This is a genomic window from Streptomyces sp. NPDC101776 (genome assembly GCF_044766845.1).
In the GTDB taxonomy this organism is placed as follows: Bacteria; Actinomycetota; Actinomycetes; order Streptomycetales; family Streptomycetaceae; genus Streptomyces.
The window spans coordinates 28653-51787 of sequence record NZ_JBIWMV010000024.1; the positions used below are offsets into that span (position 1 = coordinate 28653).

At 71.7% G+C, this 23135-nt stretch carries 18 protein-coding genes; 12 read left to right on the forward strand and 6 right to left on the reverse strand.

All coding sequences use genetic code 11. The features are described 5' to 3' along the window. Positions 1-318: 318 nt before the first annotated feature. Positions 319-735, forward strand: a complete 417-nt coding sequence (locus ACIRRY_RS44105; protein ID WP_403984662.1) for a hypothetical protein — start codon at positions 319-321, stop codon at positions 733-735. Between the two features lie 18 nt (positions 736-753). Then, positions 754-969 carry a hypothetical protein gene (locus ACIRRY_RS44110; protein ID WP_403984664.1) on the forward strand — a complete coding sequence of 72 codons (216 nt, stop codon included), beginning with the start codon at positions 754-756 and terminating at the stop codon, positions 967-969. Between the two features lie 28 nt (positions 970-997). Here ACIRRY_RS44110 and ACIRRY_RS44115 read toward each other — a convergent pair whose 3' ends face one another. Next, complete coding sequence (locus ACIRRY_RS44115) at positions 998-1948, reverse strand: thaumatin family protein (RefSeq protein ID WP_403984666.1); 951 nt, start codon at positions 1946-1948, stop codon at positions 998-1000. 287 nt (positions 1949-2235) lie between these two features. On the opposite strand from ACIRRY_RS44115, the gene ACIRRY_RS44120 reads away from it, so the two are divergent. Next, the gene (locus tag ACIRRY_RS44120; protein ID WP_403984668.1) at positions 2236-4101 is read left to right on the forward strand and encodes a sigma-70 family RNA polymerase sigma factor; all 1866 of its coding nucleotides are present in this window, start codon (positions 2236-2238) and stop codon (positions 4099-4101) included. A 22-nt stretch (positions 4102-4123) separates the two neighbouring features. Here ACIRRY_RS44120 and ACIRRY_RS44125 read toward each other — a convergent pair whose 3' ends face one another. Beyond that, complete coding sequence (locus ACIRRY_RS44125) at positions 4124-5128, reverse strand: thaumatin family protein (protein ID WP_403984670.1); 1005 nt, start codon at positions 5126-5128, stop codon at positions 4124-4126. A gap of 300 nt (positions 5129-5428) precedes the next feature. On the opposite strand from ACIRRY_RS44125, the gene ACIRRY_RS44130 reads away from it, so the two are divergent. Further along, positions 5429-5989, forward strand: coding sequence for a DUF3455 domain-containing protein (locus tag ACIRRY_RS44130; protein ID WP_403984672.1), 561 nt, complete (start codon positions 5429-5431; stop codon positions 5987-5989). Between the two features lie 114 nt (positions 5990-6103). Here the strand turns inward: ACIRRY_RS44130 and ACIRRY_RS44135 are convergent, their stop codons facing one another. After that, positions 6104-8185 (reverse strand): ATP-binding protein, encoded by a 2082-nt coding sequence (locus ACIRRY_RS44135; protein ID WP_403984674.1) that lies wholly within the window; start codon positions 8183-8185, stop codon positions 6104-6106. A 276-nt stretch (positions 8186-8461) separates the two neighbouring features. On the opposite strand from ACIRRY_RS44135, the gene ACIRRY_RS44140 reads away from it, so the two are divergent. Next, entirely contained in the window at positions 8462-9730 is a 1269-nt protein-coding gene (locus ACIRRY_RS44140; RefSeq protein ID WP_403984676.1) for an alpha/beta hydrolase, read from the forward strand. Positions 9731-9743: 13 nt separating this feature from the next. On the opposite strand, the gene ACIRRY_RS44145 is transcribed toward ACIRRY_RS44140, so the two are convergent. Then, positions 9744-12545 (reverse strand): LuxR C-terminal-related transcriptional regulator, encoded by a 2802-nt coding sequence (locus ACIRRY_RS44145; protein WP_403984678.1) that lies wholly within the window; start codon positions 12543-12545, stop codon positions 9744-9746. 211 nt (positions 12546-12756) lie between these two features. Here ACIRRY_RS44145 and ACIRRY_RS44150 point away from each other — a divergent pair, with 211 nt between their 5' ends. The 3 genes from ACIRRY_RS44150 to ACIRRY_RS44160 all read left to right on the forward strand — a co-directional run bounded on the left by ACIRRY_RS44150 (position 12757) and on the right by ACIRRY_RS44160 (position 16424). Further along, positions 12757-13425, forward strand: a complete 669-nt coding sequence (locus ACIRRY_RS44150; protein ID WP_403984680.1) for a LuxR C-terminal-related transcriptional regulator — start codon at positions 12757-12759, stop codon at positions 13423-13425. Between the two features lie 177 nt (positions 13426-13602). Continuing rightward, positions 13603-14286, forward strand: coding sequence for a DUF4255 domain-containing protein (locus ACIRRY_RS44155; RefSeq protein WP_403984682.1), 684 nt, complete (start codon positions 13603-13605; stop codon positions 14284-14286). 62 nt (positions 14287-14348) lie between these two features. After that, complete coding sequence (locus tag ACIRRY_RS44160; protein WP_403984839.1) at positions 14349-16424, forward strand: ATP-binding protein; 2076 nt, start codon at positions 14349-14351, stop codon at positions 16422-16424. Positions 16425-16438: 14 nt separating this feature from the next. Here ACIRRY_RS44160 and ACIRRY_RS44165 read toward each other — a convergent pair whose 3' ends face one another. Then, the gene (locus ACIRRY_RS44165) at positions 16439-17866 is read right to left on the reverse strand and encodes a hydrolase (RefSeq protein ID WP_403984684.1); all 1428 of its coding nucleotides are present in this window, start codon (positions 17864-17866) and stop codon (positions 16439-16441) included. 260 nt (positions 17867-18126) lie between these two features. Here ACIRRY_RS44165 and ACIRRY_RS44170 point away from each other — a divergent pair, with 260 nt between their 5' ends. From ACIRRY_RS44170 to ACIRRY_RS44185, 4 genes are all read left to right on the forward strand, one after another. After that, a complete protein-coding gene (locus tag ACIRRY_RS44170; protein ID WP_403984686.1) occupies positions 18127-19710 on the forward strand; it encodes a phage tail sheath family protein in 1584 nt (527 codons plus the stop codon). Positions 19711-19775: 65 nt separating this feature from the next. Continuing rightward, positions 19776-20219 carry a phage tail protein gene (locus tag ACIRRY_RS44175; protein WP_019063375.1) on the forward strand — a complete coding sequence of 148 codons (444 nt, stop codon included), beginning with the start codon at positions 19776-19778 and terminating at the stop codon, positions 20217-20219. Further along, on the forward strand, positions 20219-20704 hold the full coding sequence (locus tag ACIRRY_RS44180; RefSeq protein ID WP_403984688.1) for a hypothetical protein: 486 nt from the start codon (positions 20219-20221) through the stop codon (positions 20702-20704). The genes ACIRRY_RS44175 and ACIRRY_RS44180 overlap by 1 nt, the downstream gene beginning before the upstream one ends. Beyond that, on the forward strand, positions 20701-20859 hold the full coding sequence (locus tag ACIRRY_RS44185; protein ID WP_200684736.1) for a DUF6760 family protein: 159 nt from the start codon (positions 20701-20703) through the stop codon (positions 20857-20859). The genes ACIRRY_RS44180 and ACIRRY_RS44185 overlap by 4 nt, the downstream gene beginning before the upstream one ends. A gap of 147 nt (positions 20860-21006) precedes the next feature. Here the strand turns inward: ACIRRY_RS44185 and ACIRRY_RS44190 are convergent, their stop codons facing one another. Continuing rightward, positions 21007-21198, reverse strand: coding sequence for a hypothetical protein (locus ACIRRY_RS44190; protein WP_403984690.1), 192 nt, complete (start codon positions 21196-21198; stop codon positions 21007-21009). Between the last annotated feature and the right edge of the window lie 1937 nt (positions 21199-23135).

A 23135-nucleotide genomic window follows, 5' to 3' on the forward strand; every position in this document is an offset into this window, starting at 1 on the left:
CGACGTGCCAAAAGTGTCGCCCGCGGCCCACCCGCACATCCCCCTGGCACCGTCACTGGGCCGTATGGCAGTCGCCGCACGGCCGACGGAGGGACGTGTTCGGGGGTGAGGGATGGGCGACGCCGACAGATCAGCGGTACGGCATCAACTCGATCTCGTTGCGGCCGATGCCCGACGAGGCCTGATGGCGCCCCGCGGCGGGGCGAACACGAGGTCGGAGGCCCGAAACGGTCACCGCCGTTGAACCTTTGCCGGGGGCTGTCTCGTGTTGCACACATGACCCCGCTCCAGACCCGCCCGCTCCCCTCCAGGAGCACCGTGCGCCGTGCCGTTGTCGCGTCCCTTCTCGCCCTGACCGGTGTGGCGAGCCTCTCCGCCTGCGGCAAGACGATCTCCATCGGCGACAGTTCGGCCCCCGCCGCCTCGTCCCCCGTGTCGTCGGCCGCCCCGGCAACGCCCTCCGCCTCCCCCTCGGCCGCGACATCCGGTCAGGGCGGGGGCAACTCGGAGCTCCAGGTGGTCGATTCCACGGCGAAGGACGCCGGCCTCACCGGCACCGGCGGGACCGTGGTCGGGGCGGTGGTCCAGGAAGCCCCGCCGAAGTGGGTGCAGTTGTCGGCGGTGACCTCGACGTCGCTCTCCTCACTGCACCTGATCAACATCAACCAGGCGGCGCTGTACCGCTTCGACAAGGACACCGCGTCCCCGTCCGTGTCGAACTGCAACGGCGACTGAGCGGTGAGGTGGCCGCCCGTGACCATCGAGGAGGGCGGCAACGTCTACCTGGCGGGCGTGAACCCGAAGGCGGTCGGGGCCATCCGCCGCACGGACGGCCAGGTCCAGATCACCGTCGGCGGCCGGCCCGTCTACCGCTTCTCCGGCGACGGCAAGCCGGGAGACCTCAACGGCCCGGGCGTCGGCGGCACTTGGTTCGCGGTGGGCCCGACCGGCGAGAAGGCGACGAGCTGAACCCGTCGGCCGAGCCCACGAGTTGCCCCTATGATCCGGTCGTCCCGAAAGTGACCTTGTAGTAGCAGGCCCCCTTGCACGGCATCGTCGCCCCGTCGTCGAAGGCGTACGAATAGGCATAGGGGGCCGCCCGCTTGAAGACCTCGGTGTAGTCGACCGGCCACTTCGCCGGGACGCAGTTCTCGCGGCCCGCCCAGGCACCGCGACAGCAGTACGTGTCACCGCCGAAGGCCGCGCAGGGCGGCTTGCAGCCGACGACCTGGCCGCCCGAGGTGGCTTGCATCGCGGTGGGGCAGTTCACGTCCGAGGTGCAGACACCCTTGTAGCAGCCGCCGGCGCTGACCGGGTCGAGGGTCGTGGTGTGCGAGATGTTGATCCACATCGGCAGGTTCGAACCGTCGACCATGCTCACGTCGTAGAAGTCCATGCCCGCGTACGCGTCGAACGTGAACTCACCCAGTGTGGTGGGCGGGTTGGCCCCCTCGCACACGCTCGTGCAGTCGCCCGTCGCACAGTGCCCCGCGGCCGTGGAGGTGCATCCCGTACGGCCCCAGATACGGCCGCCCCAGTTGTTCGCCACGGACACCGACAGGCTCTGGCCCGGGGCGAGTTGTCGGCCCGCCGGGTAGATCGACGTGTTGGTGACGATCGCCCAGACCGTCTTCGGGGTGCGGTTGACGACCGTGATCAGACGCTTGTCTGCGGGGGCGGTGGAGGCGTGAGGCGTCGTTTCGACCGCCTTGGCGGTGGGCGTGCTCGTGCTCTTCTTCGGGCCGGTGGCCTTGGGAGAGGGGGAGGCCGAGGCGCTGTGACTCGGGGAAGGCGACGGCGACGGCGAGAGCGAAGAACTGGGGGACACGGCAGGGCGTGCGGCCGAGTCCTGGTGGGCCGTCGTCCGAGTGCCGCCCGTTCCGGCCGACGGCGTCCACACGCTGTAGGCGATCAGCACGGTGGCGGCCGTCGCGAAGGCGGCCGCCACCACGTACCACCGGCGTCGGCCGTCCCGCCGTGGGCTCGCACTGTGTCTTCTGCGTCCTCGTGCCATCGTCCTCGGGCCTTCCTGATGCTCTTCGGATGCGGTGCAGGTGCGGTCCAGATGAGGTCCTGCCTATCGGTGACCTTTCCGACGACGTCCCGACAACATAAATTCGGACCCGACCGGCTGATTTCTTTTGCTGTCCTGTTTTCTGTAGTCCTTGCGCGCGTCGGCGGTCTCCGAAGCAGAGAGATGCCACGGCCGGACCACACGCGGAGGAACGAACCCAGATGCCCAAGAAGCCCAGGAGCGGACCCGATGCGGGCGTGGTGACGGCCGCGTGCGCGGGGGACCGGCAGGCCCTGGATCACCTGCTGACGCAGTGCCTGCCGCTGGTCTACAACATCGTCGGCCGGGCCCTGAACGGTCACGCCGACGTCGATGACGTCGTACAGGAGACGCTGTTGCGCATGGTGCGGGGGCTGCCGAAGCTGCGGGATCCCTCCGCGTTCCGGTCCTGGCTGGTGGCCATCACGATCCGGCAGGTACGGGACCGTGAGCAGATACGGGCCGCCGACCGCGACCGCAGGGCGCATCTGGAGGACGCCGAGGCGATCACCGACCCCGCGCTCGACTTCGCCGGACTGACCATCCTGCGGCTGGGGCTGACCGAACAGCGCCGCGAGGTCGTCGAGGCCACCCGCTGGCTCGACCCGGACGATCAGGAACTGCTGTCCCTGTGGTGGCTGGAGGAGACCGGCGAACTCGAACGCGCCGATCTCGCCGGTGCGTTGGGGCTCTCCGACCGGCACGCCTCCGTCCGCGTGCAGCGCATGAAGAAGCAGATGGAGGTCTCGCGGGTCGTGGTGCGGGCGCTGGTCGCCACCCCGCGCTGCGTGGAGCTGGACGAGACGGCCGAGACCTGGGACGGCACGCCAAGTGCCTTGTGGCGCAAGCGGTTTGCCCGGCACATCCGCGGTTGCGGGGTGTGCCAGGGACTGGACGAGGGTCTCCTCCCGATGGACCGGCTGCTCAGCGGACTGCCGCTGGTGGCGGTACCGGCCCACTTCGATGTCTCCCACCTGCTGGACGCCGTCACAACCGCCTCTCCCTCAGGGCACGGTGGCGGCCATCGGAGAGCCGGGCGCCGGTCCGCCCGTATCGGCGGCAAGCAGGTCGTGGGCGCTTCGGCGGCGGTCGCCGTCGCCGTGGTGGCCGCACTGGTCGCGCCCCGCCTGACGGGCAGTTCCTCCCCTACGACGGCCGTGGCATCGCCGTCTCCCACTCCGGTCGTCAGTGTCACGCCGAGCCCCACGCCCTCGGCGACTCCCAGCAAGTCCCCGACCCCTTCACCGAAGGCCAAGCCGAGCCCCTCGCCCTCGAAGCACACCCCCGCGGCCGTCCCCGCGCACATCGTCTCCGGCGCCAAGAAGGGCGTCGGGGTGTGGTCGTTCGGCGGGGTGAGCCAGGCCCTCGCCGCGAGCGGGGCGAGCTGGTACTACACCTGGAACACCCAGCACTCGGGCGTCACGACACCCTCGTCGGGCTCCTTCGTGCCCATGATCTGGGGCGCGAAGTCCGTCACCGACTCCTCGCTCGCGCAGGCGCGGTCGGACGGCCCGTATCTGCTGGGGTTCAACGAACCGGACATGGCGCAGCAGTCGAACATGACGGTCGACCAGGCGCTGGAGCTGTGGCCCCGGCTCATGTCGGCGGGCAAGATCCTGGGCAGCCCCGCGGTCGCCTACGGCGGTGACACGGCAGGCGGTTGGCTGGACCGCTTCATGTCCGGGGCCAAGGCGAAGGGCTACCGCGTCGACTTCATCACCCTGCACTGGTACGGCGGCGACTTCCGCACCCCGCAGGCCGTGCAGCAGCTGAAGTCGTACCTCGCCGCCGTGTACGCCCGGTACCACAAGCCGATCTGGCTCACCGAGTACGCGCTGATCGACTTCTCCCAGGGCACCCGTTTCCCCACCGCGCAACAGCAGGCCGACTTCGTCACCGCGTCCACCAAGGCGCTCGACGGACTGTCCTACGTACAGCGCTACGCGTGGTTCGGGCTGGGCGCGGACCCGGCGAAGCCGAGCAGCGGGCTCTTCACGAACGGTACGACGACGACCGCGGCGGGCCGGGCCTTCCAGTCCGCGGACTGATCCGGCCCGCCCGCGCGCACGATCAGCTGCTCACTCCCCAGGTGATGCGGTAGCCGCACTCTCCCGAGCAGGTGAGCACGCTGGTCGCGTCGTCGTCGACGTAGGAGTAGGCGAAGGGCTCGGCCTTCTTGAACACGGCGGCCGAGTCGACGGGCCAGGACGAGGGGACGCACTGGGGGCGCGCCGCGTAGGCGCCCGTGCAGCAGGTCTTGTCCGTCTTGAAGACCAGACAGGCGCTCAGACACGCGACGACCCGGCCGCCCCTGACGCGCCGCAACACGGTGGGGCAGGTCGCGTTGGCGTCCCGGGTGCAGCCTGCGGCGGAGCACCCGTTCGCGTCGATCCTGTCGCTGGACGAGCCGCCGTAACTGTTGATCCACATCGGCAGGTTGTTGCCCTCGACCAGGCTGACGTCGTAGAAGTCCATGCCGTTCCAGGCGTTCAGGTTGAACTCGGCCAGCGTGGAAGGGAATTCACCCCAGGTCGACCCGCACTGGAAACGCCCGCAGTCCCCGGTCGTGCAGTGGCCGTCGCCCGCGGCGTCGAAGGAACAACCGGTGCGCGCCCACACCCGGACGTCCCAGTGGTCGGGGACGGCGAAGCTCAGGCCGGCCCCGGGCTTCAGCACCCAACCCGTCGCCTCCACCGGGTGTTCGGGGTCCGCCGCGATCGCGGGCCAGATCGTCCGGTCGAGCCGGTTGACCAGCGTGACGGTCCGCTTGCCGGCGGCCGCGGTCCTCGGCTGCCCGGCAGCGCGGGACGGCGAGGCACTGACGCGGGGCGACTTCCGTACGGCGGGAGTGGCCGAGGGCGAGGGCGTGGTCCGCGGTGATGGCGACGTCGTCGGCGAAGGGCGGGGGAGCGAGGGGGAGTTGGCGGTCGCCGTCCCGTGCGCGGCCGACGGGTCCGCGACGGTACGGCCTCCTGACCCGGGCCCTGTCCCCGCGCGGGCCAGCAGTACGCCGGTCACCACCGCGAGGCAGGTGAGGACCGCCGCGGCGATCAGGGCGGCCTGTCTACGAGGCATCTCTGCACACTCCTGTCCGTTCCCACGTCTCCGCCGCGCGGCGACGCGGGCGGCGGAGCTTCCGTAGAGGAGACCGGCGCCAGTCGGGCCGGACAACGGAAACCGGATCGGCAATACCTGCCACAGGTGAGCAGTGCTGGCCACAAGTCGATCAGAAGTTGGCAACCCGGCCGTGATTGTCCCGCCGTACATTGCGTCAGCGGGGCCGAAGATCATCTGATTCGGCCCGGAAGTCCGGATACCCGCGACCTTGTCGCAGGCATCGCGACCATGTTCAGAAATTGCTCTGGAGACCCACCGATGAAGATCGCCAAACGTCTCGTCCTCGCCACCGCGGCCCTCACCGCCGTCGCCGCCGCCACGCTCGCCACCGCGACCGTCGGCCAGGCCGCCACCCCGAAGCCGCCCGTCCGCCTCGGTGTCACCGTGCCCGACGCGCTGAAGGTCCCGGACGGCAACAAGCTCACCGGCGTCTTCTCCGCCGCCGGCGTCCAGACCTACACCTGCACCAACAGCGCTTGGACGCTGCTGGAGCCCGCCGCCACCCTGTGGGCCAAGAACGACCGCACGCACCGCTCGGTCGCCCTCCACTCCCGCGGCCCGGTGTGGGTGTCCACGGTGGACGGCAGCGCCGTCAACGGCTCGGCGATCGCCAACTCGCCCAAGACGGGCACCATCCCGGAGCTGCTGCTGAAGGCCACCGCCACCCGTGGCACCGGGGTCTTCGCCGGCGTCTCCTACGTCCAGCGGCTGGCCACGAGCGGCGGCGTCGCCCCCACCACGGCCTGCACCGGCACCAGCACGGACCAGGTCAGCGTCCAGTACACCGCGACGTACGCGTTCTACAAGCCCGCCAAGTAGCAACGCGGCGGTAGGTGACGCGAAGGCAGTCGGCCCCCGGACGATCCGAGAGCCACTCGGGCAGCACCGGGAGTCAACTGCCTTGTACGGCACGGCGTTTGACGGCCGTGCCCCTCAACTCCCCTGCGCCGGTTCCTGCTCGGCCCGGATCCGGCCGTGCACCTCCCAGTCCCACACCGTCTCGCGCACCTCGTCCAGGGCGCGGGCCAGATGCCTGCGGTAGGTGCTGAACGCCATGTTGAGCTTCCGCGCCACCGCGTCCTGCGTCGAGGTCGAGTAGTACGTCAGCGTCAGCACGTCGTGCAGATGCCGGGTGCGGGGATGGACGTTCAGCCGCTTTACGGCCTTGCCGATCAGCTCGCGCAACGCGGTCACCGGATCGCCCTCGCTGAGCTCCTCCACCAGCCGACTGCGCAACAGCGGGTTGTCGGCGAGCCCACCGGGGTCGAGCCAGCCGCGCAGCGCCTCCCGGACGGCGGCGTCCGACTCCTCCCGACTCAGCGGTGTGCCACGGGACTTGGGCTTCCGGGCCGCCACCGCCGGCGCCCCGCCGAGCAGCCGCGCGTCGATCCCCTCGGCCCACTCCGTCACCCGCGCCGCCCGCCAGTCGTGACAGAACAGGCCGTACCCGCGATCGGCGTGGACGGCCCGGCGGGGCGGCTGGAACATGCCCATGTACGTCATCAGCGGCGCCCAGAACTTCGGTTCGGCGCTGACGAAACACGACCAGGCGCAGTGCTTGGCGCGCAACAGCTCGAAGACGATCCGCGTCCGCACCAGATCCCACGACCGCGAGGGACGGTGATGGTTCTCCTCGTGCACCATGAACCGCGCCACACCGAGGTGTTCGCCCTGGCGCGGCGGAGTCATCGCGGAGACCAGCTCCCACGCCTCCGTCACCACCGGGTCGGCCGCCCGCGTCTCGTCGTCCAGCACGTCGATCCTCAACCAGGCCATGAACCCGCGCAGTCGACCCGTCTCGCAGCACCGGTGGACATGGAACGCCTCGGGCTGGCGCCGCAACCAGTAGGCGACCGTACGGGCGTTGTGCTCGCCCTCGACCTTGCGGGTCAGCTCGATCAGCGCCGGAGCGTCCTCCGGCCGCATCGGCTGCTCGTGGACGGCGACCTCGTCCCGGCCGCCCTGGAACTCCCGCAGCCACTGCGCCCTGGAGACGATGTGGTTGAACTCCCGGGCGGCCCGCAGGGCTTCCTTCTCCGGCGCGTCGCGCACCCGCTCCACCAGATACCGGCGGACCGTGCGGTGCATGGCCTTGTACCGCTCCGGATCGCGCCAGCGGAAGTCGCTGTCGAGGGCGTCACGGACGACGTCGTACGGGCACACCCCGAAGGGGCTCGACTTCGTGAACGACAACTGCCGCAGCCAGGCGAAGAGTTCGGTGGCGTCCTCGTCCGGGAGCGCCACGCGCAGCAACTCCTCGGTGGTGTCGGCGACATGGCCGCACACCTCCAGCGCCCGCCGGTGCGCGGGCGAGGGCGGTCTGCCGACCACATGGGTCAGCAGCCGGTCGACGACCGTACGCAGCGGGGCCCAGAAGACCTCGTCCGTCGCGGTGTTGTCGGGGGTCGCGGCCTCCGCGACCAGGCGCAGGGCGAGCGGATGACCCGCGGCGAACCGGAGGAGAGAGGCGTGCGGCGCGGGGTCGGCGCCCTGCGAGGTGAGCAGCGCCGCCGCGTCCTGTGGCCCCAACTCCCGCAGCGGCACGACCTGGAGCACCTCGCTCCACGCGAGGTCCGCCTTCCAGAGGGGATCGGGTGCGTGCCGTCCGGCGACGACGACCAGGGCACCGGCAGGTAACCGCGGCAGGAAGCGGTCGCGTATCCACTCCTCCATGTCCCGGTAGCGCTCGAAGTCGTCGACCAGCAGGACAGCGTTGTCCTGGGCGAAGACCTCGGCGGTCGCCGCCTCGAAGGCCGCAGGTGAGAGCTCGACCGTACGGGCGTCGACACCGACGACCGGCCGGCCCGCGGCACGCGCCTCCGCGCCGAAACGCTGGAGCAGCGCGCTCTTGCCCATGCCGCCGGGACCGTGCAGCACGATGACCATCGGAGCACCGGGTTCACCGGCCAACGCCCTCCGGAAGAGGGCGAGTTCGTCCCGCCTGCCGACGAAGTACTGCAACCGGGCGGAGGCCAGCCGGTCGGCCAGCAGGCCGGCGGAACCGTCCTTCGCCATGCCGTTCCCTTCCCCGGAGTCGACCGCTTCGAGCCGCAGCGAAACCTACCCGTTCGGGCCGGGCCGCGGAGCACCGCCGGAGCTTACGCAGGTCTTACGGCCCACGGGACCGATCACCGGCCGGGCGCCTCAAACCTGGGAGGGGGCCGTCCGTGGAAACACCCGCCGACCCGCTTCTTTGTCCTATTCGTGCTCGTTGAGGAACGCGGAAGGGTCCATAACCCTCCTTCTGTGTGAAGAAAACAGCACAGGCAAGGAAACCGGGGACTGAGTGGCATGGGTTTGACCAGCGAGACTACCGTTTATGTGATGGCGGCCCTGGCTGTCGTCTGCGTGGCGCTGCTGGTCTGGGTGTGGCCGCGGCTCGCCAGTCCGGGCGTGCGGCATGTGCTCGGGCGGCTGACGGCCATCGGGGTGACTCAGGTCACCATCATCGCGGCGCTGGCGTGCTGGCTGAACTCGGGATACCAGTTCTTCGGGTCGTGGGGCGAGCTGTTCGGCGACGTCGACACCGCCCCCGTCGGCGTGACCCAGGCCGCCGACCACAACGGCGCCGGCACGGTCGGCGGTGTCTCCGTGAAGGGGGCGCTGGTGCAGCCCGCCTCGGACGAGCAGCTGAACCGCGTCAGCGGACTGCCGACGGGGCCCGCCGCGGTGAACGGCCGGGTGGAGTCCGTGAAGGTCATCGGCCGCCGTACGGGAGTGGTCGACCCGGCGTTCGTCTACCTGCCGCCGCAGTACTTCCAGAAGGCGTACGCCCGCCAGCGCTTCCCCGTGGTCGTCGCGCTCAGCGGCTACCCGGGCAGCATCTTCAACCTCGCGCAGTACCTGCGGGTGTCGCAGACCGCCGGGAAGCTGCAGAAGAGCGGGCAGATGCAGCCGACCATCATGGTGATGATCCGGCCGACCATCGCCCCGCCGCGCGACACCGAGTGCGTGAACGTGCCGGGCGGACCGCAGACCGAGACCTTCCTCGCCAAGGACCTTCCCCAGGCCCTCAAGTCCGTCTACCGGATCGGCCACGACGCCAGCGCCTGGGGCGTCATGGGCTACTCCTCCGGCGGCACCTGCGCCCTCCAGCTCACGATGCGCAACCCGCACGTGTACACGACGGCCGCCGCGCTCTCGCCCGACTACCGGATCAAGGACGACCCCACCACCGGCAACCTCTTCGGCAGCGGTCTCGGCCGGGTGAACCGGGTCAACGGACACGACCTGATGTGGCGGCTGAAGCACCTGCCCGTGCCCCAGGTCTCCGTCCTGGTCGCCGACAGCAAGCACGGCGAACGCGGCTACCCGCAGACCCTCGCCTTCATCAAGGCCGTCAGGGCCCCCATGCGCGTCGCGTCGATCCTGCCCGAGTCGGGCAGTCACAACTTCCCCACCTGGGTACGGGAGATGCCCGCGTCCCTGAAGTGGATGAACCAGCAACTCACCTTCCCCCAGGACGTCGTGCCCCGGCACCTCCCCAAGAAGGGCAAGGCCGACAGCACCGTCCGCGCCGAGGGCACCGAGCCGAAGTCGACCGCGGGCCCGCGCAAGTAGCCGACAGCGGTGGTCACTTGCCGTTCGGACGGCCCAGCGTCCTGGGCAGCTCACCCCGCCGCCGGATGCCCAACTTCCGGTAGGAACTGGTGAGATGGGTCTCCACCGTACGGCGGGCCAGATGCAGCAGATCGGCGATCTCGGTGTTGGTCCGTCCGTCCGCGGCCAGTTCCGCGATCCGCCGCTCACTGGTCGTCAGCGACCGGGAACCGGTCCGGGCGGGCGCCGCGCGCCGGGCTCCGCTCTCGCCCAACGCCTCCTCCGCCAGGGCCCATTGACGCGTCGCGCCCAGCCGCTCGGCGCGCTCCGCCGCCTCGCGCAGTGTGGCGCGGGCCCGCCCCCGGTCCCCGGCCGCGGTCAGCCCGCGGCCCTGCGCGATCAGCGCCGACACCAACTCGGCCCCCGTCCCCACCGGCCCGTCCCGCAGCAGCCCCACGGCCTCCTCCGCCAGCTCCAGACCGCGCCGACCGCCCGTCGCGGCGGCCAAAACGCGCAGTGAACGGCCCATCGTGCGGGGCGTGTTCCACACCCGGGCCAGCCGCAGCTCCTCCTCCGCCAGGGCGATGGCCTCCCGGGGCCGGGCGAGCGCGAGCCGGCACTCGGCGGCGGCCGTACGCCACGGTGTGACGACCGGGCTGACCACCTCGCGCGCCGACTGCCGCCGCCCGCACTCCAGGAAGTCGTGCAGCGCCCCCGCCGTGTCGCCCGTGGCCGCGCGCAGCACACCCCGCGCGTACAGGAAACGGTTCAACTCCCAGGAATCCGGCGCGGATCGGAGATCGAAGCCGTCCACCAGCCGCAGCGCCCGCGCCTCCTCACCGGTCGCCACCAGCGCCAGCAGCACATGGGCCTGCCGGTTGGAGGGCGTGCTGCGCGCCCGGTCCCGCGCACCCGGCTCGGCCAGCAGTCGCGCGTGCTCGCCGCGCGCGGTCAGGATGTCGGCCCGTACGTTGGCCAGCGCCTCGTGCATCGGGTGCAGCAGATCGGGACGCTGCCCCACCAGCCCGCGCTCCACCAGCCGCTCCGCCTCCGGGAGTTCGTCGGCCCACTGGGCGACGGCGGCGGCCGTGCCGAGCAGGAACGGCTCGGTCAGCGGATCGGCGGGCTGCGCGAGCAGTGCCCGCAGCCGCCGCATCGCCTCCGCGGCCGAGATCAGCCCGGCCGTGGCAGCGTGGCGCACGAGCAGCGCCCGGCCGGCCGTACCGACCAGCTCCGGCGAGTGCTCGGCGGCGTCGGACAGCCACCGGTACACCTCCGTACGGACCGTCTGGTCCTGCTCGGACAGCAGCACCGAGGCGGTCTGGAGCGTGCGGATCAACTGTGGACGGTCCGTCAACTCGTCCTCCACCGTGCGCAGTACGTCCACGGCGGCCCCCGTCCGGCCCCGGCCGGCCAGCGCCGTGCCGAGCGCCACCGCCGCGCGCACCGTGTCCTGCGGCGCCCCCGGCAGCCGCAACGCCTCGCTCAGGCGCGGGATACCGGCCGAGGACGCCTGTGCCTTGTACTCCAGGGAGCCCAGTTCGGTCAGCAGCCGCTGGCGGTGCCCGTCCGGCAGCGGTTCCTCCAGGGTCCGGCGCAGGAAGGCGGCGGCGTCGGAGGTGCGCCCGTCGCGCAGTGCGAGCGCGGCCGCCTCCTGGAGCGCGGCCGAGGTCCAGGGCGCGCCCACCGGGTCGGACAGCAGCAACTGCCGTGCCACCGTGTCCGGCGAGACACCGTGGCGCTGCATCGTCTCGGCCGCCGCCGCGTGCGCGGCCCTGCGTCGGGTCGCGGGGACGCCGGCGAGCACCGCGTCCCGCAGGAGTGGATGCGCGTAGCGCGGACGCCCGTCGGGGTCGGGGCGCAACACGCCCAGGCCGCTCATCGCGGTGAGCCAACCGGTCACCCGCGCCGGGTCGGCACCCGCCAACTCGGCGACCACAGCGGCCAGTTCGTCGAGCGGGCGGCGGGCGTCGGGCTCACGCGGGAGGTCTCCGTCCCACCCCTCGTCCAGCGCGGCCAGCACCCGGGCGACCTCGCCGGTGACCGGGCCCGCGCTGTCCAGCCACCAGGAGACGGCGGCCGGATACGCGCCCGGGTACAGCGCGGCGGACGTCTTCGGCACGATTGGATGCCGGCCGGCGCGGAGGTCGTCGAGCAGGGCCCGCAGCAGCAGAGGATTGCCGCCGCCGGCCCGCACACAGTCGTCGACCCAGGACGCGGGGGCGTCGGCGTGCGCCGAACTCACCAGCGTGGCGGCCGAGTCGGGGGTCAGGGGGGCCAGTGTGAGGGTGCGGACCAGCGCGGGCGACAGGGTGTGGGTCAGGCCCGGAACCGGTGGATCGACGTCGTACTGGCTGCGTTCCGTGACGACCAGCAGGATCCGTAATCGGTCGACGTGCCGGGCGGACTCCACCAGCCAGCGGTGCGAGGCCGGGTCGGCCAGATGGACGTCGTCCACCGCGATCAGCAGCGGTGCCCGGTCGGCGTAGGAGCGCAGTACCCGCCCGAACAGCTCGGCGCTCGCCCGCTCGTCCCCGGCGAACGCCATGTCCCCGAACTCCGTTACCGGGGACATCAGTTGCAGGACGGCGGAGTACGGAACCGCCTGGTCACGCGGTGAACAGCGGGCCCGCAGCACCCGCGTGCCGTGCGCCAGGGCGTCGGCGACGGCGGCCTCCAGCACGGTCGTACGGCCCGTTCCGGTGGCCCCGCGCAGCAGAACAAGACGGCCCGCACCGGCCCGGGCCCACGCGGCCTCCGCCGCCAACAGCCGCGCCGCGTCCCGGTGTTCGGGCGGTGTCGTGGACTCTCCGGCGTCAGACGTCGCCTCCGGCATCGCGGTCCTCCTCGTGTCCGTCGTACCCGTGGTGCAGACGCTTTCTCCGCCCGTGCCGTTCACTCGCTGTGGTGTTCCGTACGTCCGATCTCGTGGTGCTGCTCGTGGTGCTCCACGATTGCGCGCGCCCCACCCGCCCCCCGAGGCTGAGGAGTACACGGCCGCCACCAGCTCAACTGGGGTGGCACGTAGGTGGATTCGAGGGAGAATCTTGCTCAGCTCATCGCGGCCCGCACATCCCGGTACGGCCGACTCCGGCGACCGGATACCCGTGGCGGTGCACGCCCCGGACCCGATCTCCCGTGAGGGAGCGCTCAGCCAACTCCGCAGATACCCGGAGATCGACCTCCGCGAGGAGAACGACACCGGTCCCGGCAGGGTGGCCCTCTTCATCGCCGACACACTCGACGAGACCGCGCTCACCCGGCTGCGCCGGCTCGTGCGCAGCGAGGGCGGGCGGGCCGTGCTCGTCGTCGGGGCGCTGCGCGAGGCGGAGTTGCTCGATGTGATCGAGTGCGGGGTCGGCGCCATCGTGTGGCGCGGGGAGGCGACCGCGCAGCGCCTGGTGCAGGCCGTGGTCGCCGCGGCCCGGGGTGACGGCGATCTGCCGGCCGATCTGATCGGCCGCCTCGTCGAACAGGTGGGGACGCTGCACCGCAGCGCGGCGGGCCGGTCCGGAGCCCACCCCTCGGGGCTCTCGCCGCGTGAGGTGGACGTCCTGCGGCTGGTCGCCGAGGGCCTGGACACCGGAGAGATAGCCAGCAAGCTCTCCTATTCCGAACGCACCGTCAAAAACGTCATGCACGGCCTGACCACACGCCTTCACCTGCGCAATCGGGCGCATGCCGTGGCGCATGCCCTTCGGGAAGGCTACATCTGACCGAACGGGCACTCGAAGCCGGACACGCGGGCAACCTGCCGTGCCCTTCTCCCGTCCCCAAGGTGCTTGCCGGGAAGGCCGGTTGGGACGGCACGATCGGAGTACGGCCGACAGGGACGTACCGGGCGCCGACGCGTACGGCGGGGCACGACAGCACGGCAGGGCGGGAGCACGGCGGTGATCCACGAGGTGGACGAGGTCCTGGGGGACCTGATCGGCGGCGGCGCACTGGCCGGTTCGGGTATCGAGGTCTCCTTCGACGCCCCGACCCGCGACTGGGCCGCCCGCCGCAACACCCCCACGATCAATACCTACTTGTACGACATCCGGGAGGACGTGCACCGGCGCCAGCGCGGGCATGTCGCCGTGCGCGACGAGCGGGACGTGGTCGTCAAACGCCGCCAGCCGCCACGCTGGTTCCGGCTGTCGTACCTGGTGACGGCGTGGACGAAACGGCCGCAGGACGAACACCGGCTGCTGTCCGCCGTGTTGTCGACCCTGATCCCGCGCGAACTGCTCTCGCCCGCCGAACTGCCGGGATCGCTGGGCCGGTTGGGCCTGTCGGTGCCGATCTCGGTGGCCGGTATCCAGACCGAGTCACGGTCCCTCGCGGAGATCTGGTCCGCCCTCGGCGGTGAACTCAAGCCGTCCCTCGACCTCGTGGTCACCGCGCCCTTCCCGGCCTACCCCGAGTACGACGCCGGCCCGCCCGTCACCGAGGGCGCGGCGGTCCGCGTCCACCGCCTCGACGGCACCGATCCGGCGCCGGAGGAACGCGCCCACCGCCCGCGCCAGGTGGCGGCGGTACGGGAGGCCCGCGAGGTGTCCCGGCGCGACAGGACGCCGGGGACGCCGACTTGACGATCACGGACGGCGCCGGAGGCGTCGACATGAGCGGGACGGGCGACGCCGGAGATGTCGACATGAGCGGGACGGCCGACACCGGAGATGTCGACGTGAGAGGGACGGGCGACGCCGGAGACGTCGAGACGAACGTGCCGTACGACGCAGTGGCCTTCGCCGCTGGGTCGGAGACCGACGCCCTTCTCGCCCGGCTCGGTCACCTCCGTGAGCGGGTCGCCCTCCTCGTCGACCGGCGCTCCGCCACCGACCCCACGGCCGGCGACCCGCTGCGCGGCCTGTACCTCCAGGAGGAGGCGGTACGGCATCTGCTGCTGCGCTCGCCCGAACCACCCTCTCCCACCCCGGAGTTGGCGCACGGCTCCGCCGACCGCCTCGCCGCCCTGGACCTGACCGAACTCGACACCGCCCTCCTCCTCGTCGCCCTCGCCCCCGACCTGGACCGCGCCTTCGAGCCCCTCTACGGCTACCTCAACGACGACGTCGGCCGCCGCAGGGCCACCGTGGGACTCGCCCTCGACCTGTGCGGCATCCCCGCGCACGAGGCGGCGGGCCGGGCCAGGTTCCGCCCCACGGCCCCGCTGTCAGCCCTCGGACTGCTCACCGTGGAGGAGCCCGAACGCCCCTTCCTCAGCCGCTCGTTGCGCGTCCCGGACCGGGTCGTGGCCCATCTCCTCGGCGACGACACCCCGGACGCGACCCTCACCGGGCACCTCCACCCACTGCCCGCGCCGAGCCTGTCGTACGACGGACAGGAGGCGGGCGGGGACGAGGAGTTCACCGGCTTCGTAGACCGGCTGGGCGTGCTGCTCGCCGAAGGTCCGCCCCTCGCCGTGTATCTGAGGGAGCGTCACGAAGGCGACGGGCTGGTGTGCGTGTCGGCGGCGCTGCACGCGGCGGGTGTGGCCGCCGTCCGCTTCTCCGGCCCCGAGGAACGGGTGCCGGAGCTGCTGCGCGAGGCCCGGCTGGGCGGCCGTACGGTCGTCGTGGGCGGACTGCCCGACCAACCCGGTCCGCTGGTAAGGGCGTTGACCGACGCCGGCGATGTCTCCGTGCTGATCGCCGGTGCGCGGCCGTACGACCCGCAGTGGTGCGAGAGCGATCCGCTGATCCTGGAGGCGCCCCGACAGCGGGCCGCGACGGTGCGGGCCTGGACGGACGCCGTGGGCGAGGGCAGCGGCTTCGACGTGCGGGCCACCGTCGCGCCGTACCACCTCGGCGCCGACCGCATCGCGCGCGCCGCCCGGGCGGCCCGGGGGCTCGCCGCGTTCGACGGCACCCCGCTGACCGCGGCCCATCTGCGGCTCGCGGCACGGCAGCAGTCGGCGTCGGGGCTCGAACAGCACGCCCGGCGGATCCGGCCCGCCGTCGACTGGCGGGACCTGGTCCTGCCCGACCGCTCGCTGACCCAGCTCCACGAACTCGCCCTGCGCGCCCGGCACCGCGACCGGGTCCTCGGCGACTGGCGGCTGAGCGCGGGCGGCGGCCGGGGACGTGGCGTGCTCGGTCTGTTCGCGGGGGAGTCCGGGACCGGCAAGACGCTGTCGGCGGAGGTCGTCGCGGCCGAACTCGGCCTGGATCTCTACGTCGTTCAGCTGTCGTCGATCGTGGACAAGTACGTCGGCGAGACCGAGAAGAACCTCGAACGCATCTTCACGGAGGCCGACCGCACCGACGCCGTGCTCCTCTTCGACGAGGCCGACGCGGTCTTCGGCAAGCGGTCCGAGGTCAAGGACTCGCACGACCGGTACGCCAACATGGAGAGCGCCTATCTGCTCCAACGGCTGGAGTCCTTCGACGGGATCGCGCTGCTCACCACCAACCTGCGCGCCAACATCGACGAGGCGTTCACCCGCCGGCTCGACCTGGTCGTCGACTTCCCGTTCCCCGACCCGGCGCAGCGGCTCGCGCTGTGGCGGCACGGTCTGACCCATGTGCCGAGCGCACCCGACCTCGAACTCGCCCCGCTGGCCGAGGAGTTCGAGCTGGCGGGCGGTTCCATCCGCAGCGCCGTCGTCACCGCCGCCTACCTCGCCGCCGGACGCGGGGACAGGGTCGGTGCGGCGGACCTCCTGGAGGGGGCCCGCCGTGAGTACCGCAAGGCGGGACGGCTGGTGCCCGGCGAGGGCACCTGGTAGCCGCCGCCCGACGGTCAGTTGGGCACCGTCATCCTGACCGCCACCAGCCAGTGCGCGTTGTCGAGGGTGCCGGCGAAACCGTACTCGGGCCGCGGCTTGGCGCAGCCCTGACCGCCCCAGTCCCAGCCGGAGTTGCGGACGATCCAGCAGAGCTGACCACTGCCGATGTTGTTCGCGAAGCCGGTCATGTACGCGGCGCCCGGCTTCGCGGCACCGATGTAGTTGTCCTTGCCGTCGGGGATGATGGCCGTCCAGCCCGAGGGCTGGTACTTGCCGTAGCCGTTGGTCGACGCCGGGTCGTGGATGAAGGCGTTCGCGGCCGAACCCGCGGTCCCGGAGACCGCGATGTTCACGGACAGGATCTGCTCGTCGTCGGTGGAGGTGGCGGCCGTGGCGCCGTCGCACTCCGGGGCCTGCCAGCCCTTGCCGCCGATGTAGATCCGGTAGCAGACATGGCGTCCGGAGTCCTGCGCGGCCAGCTTGTTCACCGCGGTCGCGGCCGTCGCCGGCTTCGGCTTGGCGGACGGCTTGGAGTCTCCCCCGCCGCCCGACCCGCCACCCGCCTCGGCGGCGGTCGACGTCACGGCCACCGGAGGCGCGCTCGTCGCGACGGGCGACGGCGGGGGAGGAGCGGCGCTCAGGGTGGGGCTGGGCGCGAGCGTGCTCACGCCCGCGTCCTTGAGCTGCTCGGTCGCGGCGGTCCGCACCTGCGGCTTGTACGCGATCCACAGCATGAGGAAGGTGAGCGCGAGCGCGAGGACGGCCCCAAGGAACGTGGCCAGCCAGCGCGGCAGGAACCCGCGCTGAAGATAAGTCCCTTCCACCGGAAGGGGGTTGGCGCCGGACCGCAGCACGTTGAGGGTGTACGGCCGCTGCTCCTTCGGCCCGAACCAGATGATCTTCCGCGGCTTCAGCGAGGCCTTGACGAACGCGGCGCGGCCCGGCTCGATCTGCACATTGCCCGGATGGATGTCGTACGACAGCTGGTCGCCGTTGTCGCTGCCGCTGATCGACGCCGTCAGCTTGGTGTTGCCGAGGTTGTCCACGGCCAGTCGGGGCCGGCCCCTGAACCGTCCCTTGACCGTCGGCGGCACCAACTCCGCCCGCACCTCCGTGAACGGAGTGATCGTCAGATTGCCCTCGGGGACGGTGACCGCCTCCGGGTGCTCGGTCGGCGTGATCCGCACCGCGTACGGGTTCGGGCCCGCCGTGGCGTCCGGCGTGCGCGGCGGCGTGAACGTCAGATCGACCGTCCCGGTCGTGCCCGGATAGAGCCGCAGCGTCTGCGGCTCCACAGCGGTCCAGGGCGCGATGCCCCCGACCGGCTCGAAGCGGTACTCGTCCACGACGTCGCCGGTGTTGCGCAGCCGCAGCCGCACACGGGTACTGCCACCGGGATCGACGGTCGCGGACGCGGGCTCCAGGGAGGTCCACAGACTCATATGCCGACGCTACGACGGATGGTGAGGGCGCGTCAGGAGCCGCCGGGGCAAGAGCGGTTGCCCAAAAGGGCCGCCCGCCAAACCCGTCACAGGCTGTGCCTCGCCGCAGTCCCCACAGCCTGCCTGTCCCCGCTGCGGAGCGGACTGCCCCTGAGGGCAAGGATGTTGCCCCGAGACAGGCACTCGAGGACGTTTCGGCGGCCGGGGTACGCGCGTGAGGCTTAAGAGCGTCTTATCTCGTACCCCGAGGAGAGCAGAGCATGCCGTCCTACCTGTCACCCGGCGTCTACGTCGAGGAGGTGGCCAGCGGCTCGCGCCCGATCGAGGGAGTGGGCACATCGGTGGCGGCCTTCGTGGGCCTGGCCCCGACCGGTCCACTGAACGAGCCGACCCTGGTGACCAACTGGACGCAGTACGTTGCTGCCTTCGGTGAGTTCACCGACGGGTACTACCTCGCCCACTCGGTCTACGGCTTCTTCAACAACGGCGGTTCGGCGGCCTACGTCGTCCGGGTCGGCGGCACCGCCCAGGGCACCGGCACCGAGACCAAGTCCCCCTCCGCCGTGACCGGTTCGGCCGCGCAGGCCGCGCTGCCGCCCGGCGAGCCGGCCCAGCTCGGCACCTTCGCCGTGACGGCGCTGGCACCCGGCGAGCTGAGCGTCGAGGTGGCCGACGCCGAGGGCGAGGGCCCGGCGGAACGCTTCCGGCTGGTCGTCAAGGACGCCGGCCGCGAGGTCGAGAGCTTCGACGTGACGGCCAAGAAGGGCGGCCGCAACTACGTCGTCACCCAGGTCAAGGAGCGCTCCAAGCTCATCGCCGTGGCCGAGGCCGCGCCCGCCGCGCAACTGGCCCGCCCGGATAACCAGTCGGTCGCGCTCAGGGCGCCCGCCGCCGCACCGGCCGTACCCGGCAAGGCAAGTGACACCTCGTCTCATCCCGGCCCGGCCACCTACCTCGGCGACTCCGCCGACCGCACCGGCTTCGGCGGTCTGGAGGCCGTGGACGAGATCTCCATGGTCGCGGTGCCCGACCTGATGGCCGCCTACCAGCGCGGCGCGATCGACCTGGAGGCCGTCAAGGCGGTCCAGCTCGGCCTGATCGCGCACTGCGAGCTGATGGGCGACCGGGTCGCTGTCATCGACCCGCCGCCGAGTCTGAACGCCCAACAGGTCCGCGTCTGGCGGCAGGAGACGGCCGGCTACGACTCCAAGTACGCGGCCCTGTACTACCCGTGGATCAAGACCTTCGACCCGTCCAGCGGACAGTCCCGGCTGATCCCGCCGAGCGGCCACATCGCCGGCGTCTGGGCCCGCAACGACTCCGAGCGCGGGGTGCACAAGGCGCCCGCCAACGAGGTCGTACGCGGCGCGGTCGACCTGGAGACGCAGATCACCCGCGGCGAGCAGGACCTGCTCAACCCCATCGGCGTCAACTGCATCCGCGCGTTCCCGGGCCGGGGCATCCGCGTCTGGGGCGCCCGCACGATGTCCTCCGACCCGGCCTGGCGCTACCTCAACATCCGCCGGTACTTCAACTACCTGGAGGAGTCGATCCTGATCGGCACCCAGTGGGTGGTGTTCGAGCCGAACGACCACGCCCTGTGGGCCCGGATCCGGCGCAACATCTCGGCCTTCCTGGTCAACGAGTGGCGCAGCGGCGCCCTGTTCGGCCAGCGGCCGGAGGAGGCGTACTACGTCAAGTGCGACGAGGAGACCAACCCGCCGGAGTCGGTCGACGTCGGCCGGGTCGTCTGCGAGATCGGCATCGCACCGGTCAAGCCGGCCGAGTTCGTGATCTTCCGGCTGGCGCAGTTCTCCAGCGGCAGCGGGGAGTTGGAGGAGTAGGCGAGCCCGGCGCGCCCACCGCCGCTCCACCCAGTTCTCAACTCCCTTAGAAAGACAGCCAATTCATGAGTCTCCAGCCGGGTGACGCCCTCACCTCACACAATTTCGGCCTCCAGATCGACGGCGTGATGGTCGAGTACCTCGCGGAGGTCAGCGGCCTCAGCATCGAGCAGGACGTCATCACGTACCAGCAGAACACCCCCAACGGGCAGAACGTGGTGAAGAACCTGCCGGGCGTGAAGAAGAACGGCACCTGCACGGTCATCCGCGGCATGACCCAGTCGGCCTCGTTCACCCAGTGGATCAACGAGTCGATCTCCGGCCAGATGACCACCGCGCGCAAGAACGCGTCGATCATCATGATGGACTTCCAGAACAACCCGGTGAAGCGCTACCACCTGCGCAACGCCTGGTGCAGCAAGATCGACGCGAGCACGGTGAAGGCGGGCGAGGCCGCGGCCCTCACCGAGTCCGTGACCATCGTGTTCGAAGAACTGGTCATCGAATAATGCGGCGTTCGGGGGCGGCGGCCGCCGCGACGGCGGTGCCGGGTGCGGAGCCGACGGCCGAGGCGGGCGCGGGACCGATACCGGCACCGGCCGCCGTTCCCTCCGTACGGCAGACGCTGCGGACCGAGTTCCCCTTCCAACTGCCGCGCGGTTACGTCGACGAGTCCGGCACGGTCCACCAGGACGGTGTGATGCGACTGGCTACCGCACGCGACGAGTTGGTGCCGCTGCGGGACGTCCGGGTGCAGGAGAACCCGGCGTATCTGTCGGTGGTGCTGCTCGGCCGGGTGATCACCAGGCTGGGCACCGTCGCCATGGTCCACGACGGGATCGTGGAGAACATGTTCGCCTCCGACCTCGCCTTCCTCCAGGACTTCTACCGCCAGATCAACGCGGAGGGCCACACCCGCGCGGCAGTTCAGTGCCCGCACTGCGCGGAACCCTTCGAGGTGGAGCTCGGCGGGAGCCGCCTGGGGGAATCGTGACGTACGCGACCGACCGGCTGCACGAGGAGATCGCGTACGTCGCCTACCACTTCCACTGGAGCCTGGAGGACATCCTGGACCTCGAACACCACGACCGCCGCCGCTACACGGGCGAGATCGCGTCCCTGGTGACGCGGTCCGGGGCGGAGGGCTGACGTGGGGTTCTTGGACCGGTTGCGGGGACGGGGCGATGGGGCTGGGGCTGGGGCTGGGGCCGGTGGTGCGGGCTCCGACCCCGACGCTCCTACGGGTCCTACGGGGCCTGTCGTGAGGGTGGCCGCCTGGCCGGGGCTGGCGCCGATTCAGCGGGCCTCCGCCGCAGGGGGTGCCGGGGTGGCCGATGCCGGGTTCGGCGCGCGCTTGCCCACATGGCAGAACCCGTCGTTCACGGGGACGGGTTTCCGCGCGGTGCTGGACGCGGAGCGGAGTGCCCGGATCGCGGGTTCCCCGCCGATGGGCGCGGCCCGGGCGGTACCGAGCCTGGGACTGCCCACGGGTCAACTGCCGTTGGCGGGGCGTTCGGTGGCGGCACCGGTGGATCGGGGTCCGGCGGTGCCGTTGCGGACGACCGCGAGACGCGAGGCGTTCGGGCCGGTTGCGCAGCGGACGGTGCCCCTTGCGCGGGGCGGTTCCTCTGGGGTGCGAGCGGAGGCGGTGAGGGCGGAGGCGGTGCGGCCGGGTGGGTCGAGTCCCGGGGTCGACTCGGTGCGTCCGGCTTCCGGTGTGCGGGTGACTCCGGTGTCGTCGGTGCCTGTTCGGTCGGGCTCGTTGACACGGGTCGGGGCGGCTGCGGCTGCGGTTTCCGTGCAGCGGAATCTGGTTGCACGGCGGAACTCGGCTGCTGTCGGGGGTGGTTCGGGGAGCGGCTTGAGTGACGGCAGGGGCGGGGAGTCCACGTCCGGGTCAACTGACGCCGACCGAGGTGGTGTTGCTCCGGGCGGTGAGTCGCCTGTCCCGCTCGTCGCTCCTGCGGTTGATGATGTTTCGGTACGACGGGTGCGGGCCGAGTCGGGTGACGGGGCGACCGCTGGGGGCAACCTGGCTGGGGCGGTTCGGGCTGTTCCGGTGGCTCCGGGTGGTACGACAGCCGTCGGCCCCGGTGCGGCCAAGCCCGCCGTGCAACGCCGACCGGCGGCCAACTCGGTTGCGCCGCAGGCTCCTTCGGCTCGGGCCGCGACACCGCAGAGGCCTGCGGCGAACGGCGGTGACGAACCCGTCGGCCCGGGCACACATGGCGGCGTGACTCCCGTCGCCGGAAACGGGAACCGTACGGAGAGTGTGAGCCGGTCGTTCCCCGCACCGGACACGACGGTCGCTCCGCGCGCTTCGATGCCCGTACAACGTGCGGTGACCCCTTCCGTCTCACGCGACGGCGACACCGCCCCGCCTCGTCCCAACACCCCGGCACCGGCAGCCCCTGCGGTGCCGAACAGCGAACCAACCTCCGGTCCTACGCCCCCTCCCGCCCCTCGGATCCAACGCAGCGCCGCGCCCCGCGTTCCCCTCGGCGCCCCGCTGATGCCGAGTTCGGCCACGCACTCCGTACCGGGGCAGACGCTCAACGCCCCCTTCTCGCAAGGGGATTCGCCCCTACCCCCGTCGGCGGCCACTCCCACCCGGCGCCGCTCACCCCTCGGCGCCCCCGTCACCAGCACCCCCGCAGACGCCAAGCCCCTCATCGGCTCGCCCATACCGCCGGCTGGCACCGGGCACCGTACGGAGCCGGGTCCGAGGCCGACGATCCAACGAAGTGCGACTCCGGGCACGCCTTTACCGGACGGCACCGCCACGTACCCAACCACCGCACACCCACTCGGAGTTCAGCCAACTACCGCGCAGCGGCAGACCGTTGCCCCGGAAACACCGGGCCCGGCCATCCAACGCAGCGTCCCCCCGGGCACCGCGCACCGCCCGACCGCAGCCCCGGCCAACTGGACGGCCTCGCCGCCCCCGGACCCGGAACCGACGATCCAGCGAAGTGCGGCCCCCGGCACGCCTGTTGCACCGGCTCCGCAGACTCCGTCGGCCACCACACGCCCGCCTGCCACGCGCCCAACCACCATGGATCGACTGACCGGGGTTCCGGCCAACTCGACGGCCCCGCCGATGCCGGGTCCCGGCCCGACGATCCAGCGAAGCGCGGCTCCGAGCATGCCTGTGCCACCTCTGGGCACTCCCTCGGCCATCGGTCCCTCGTCCGCCGTCGACCCGCCCGCGACGGTCCGCCCGGCCGGAGCCCCGGCCAACCGGACAGCTCCACCGACGCCGGGCCTGGGACCGGCGATCCAGCGAAGTGTCACCCCGAGCGCTCCTGTACCGCCCCTGCACACCTCTTCGGCCATCGGTCCCTCGTCCGCCGTCGGCCCGCCCGTGACGGTCCGCCCGGCCGGAGCCCCGGCCAACCGGACAGCCCCGCCGACACCGGGCCCAG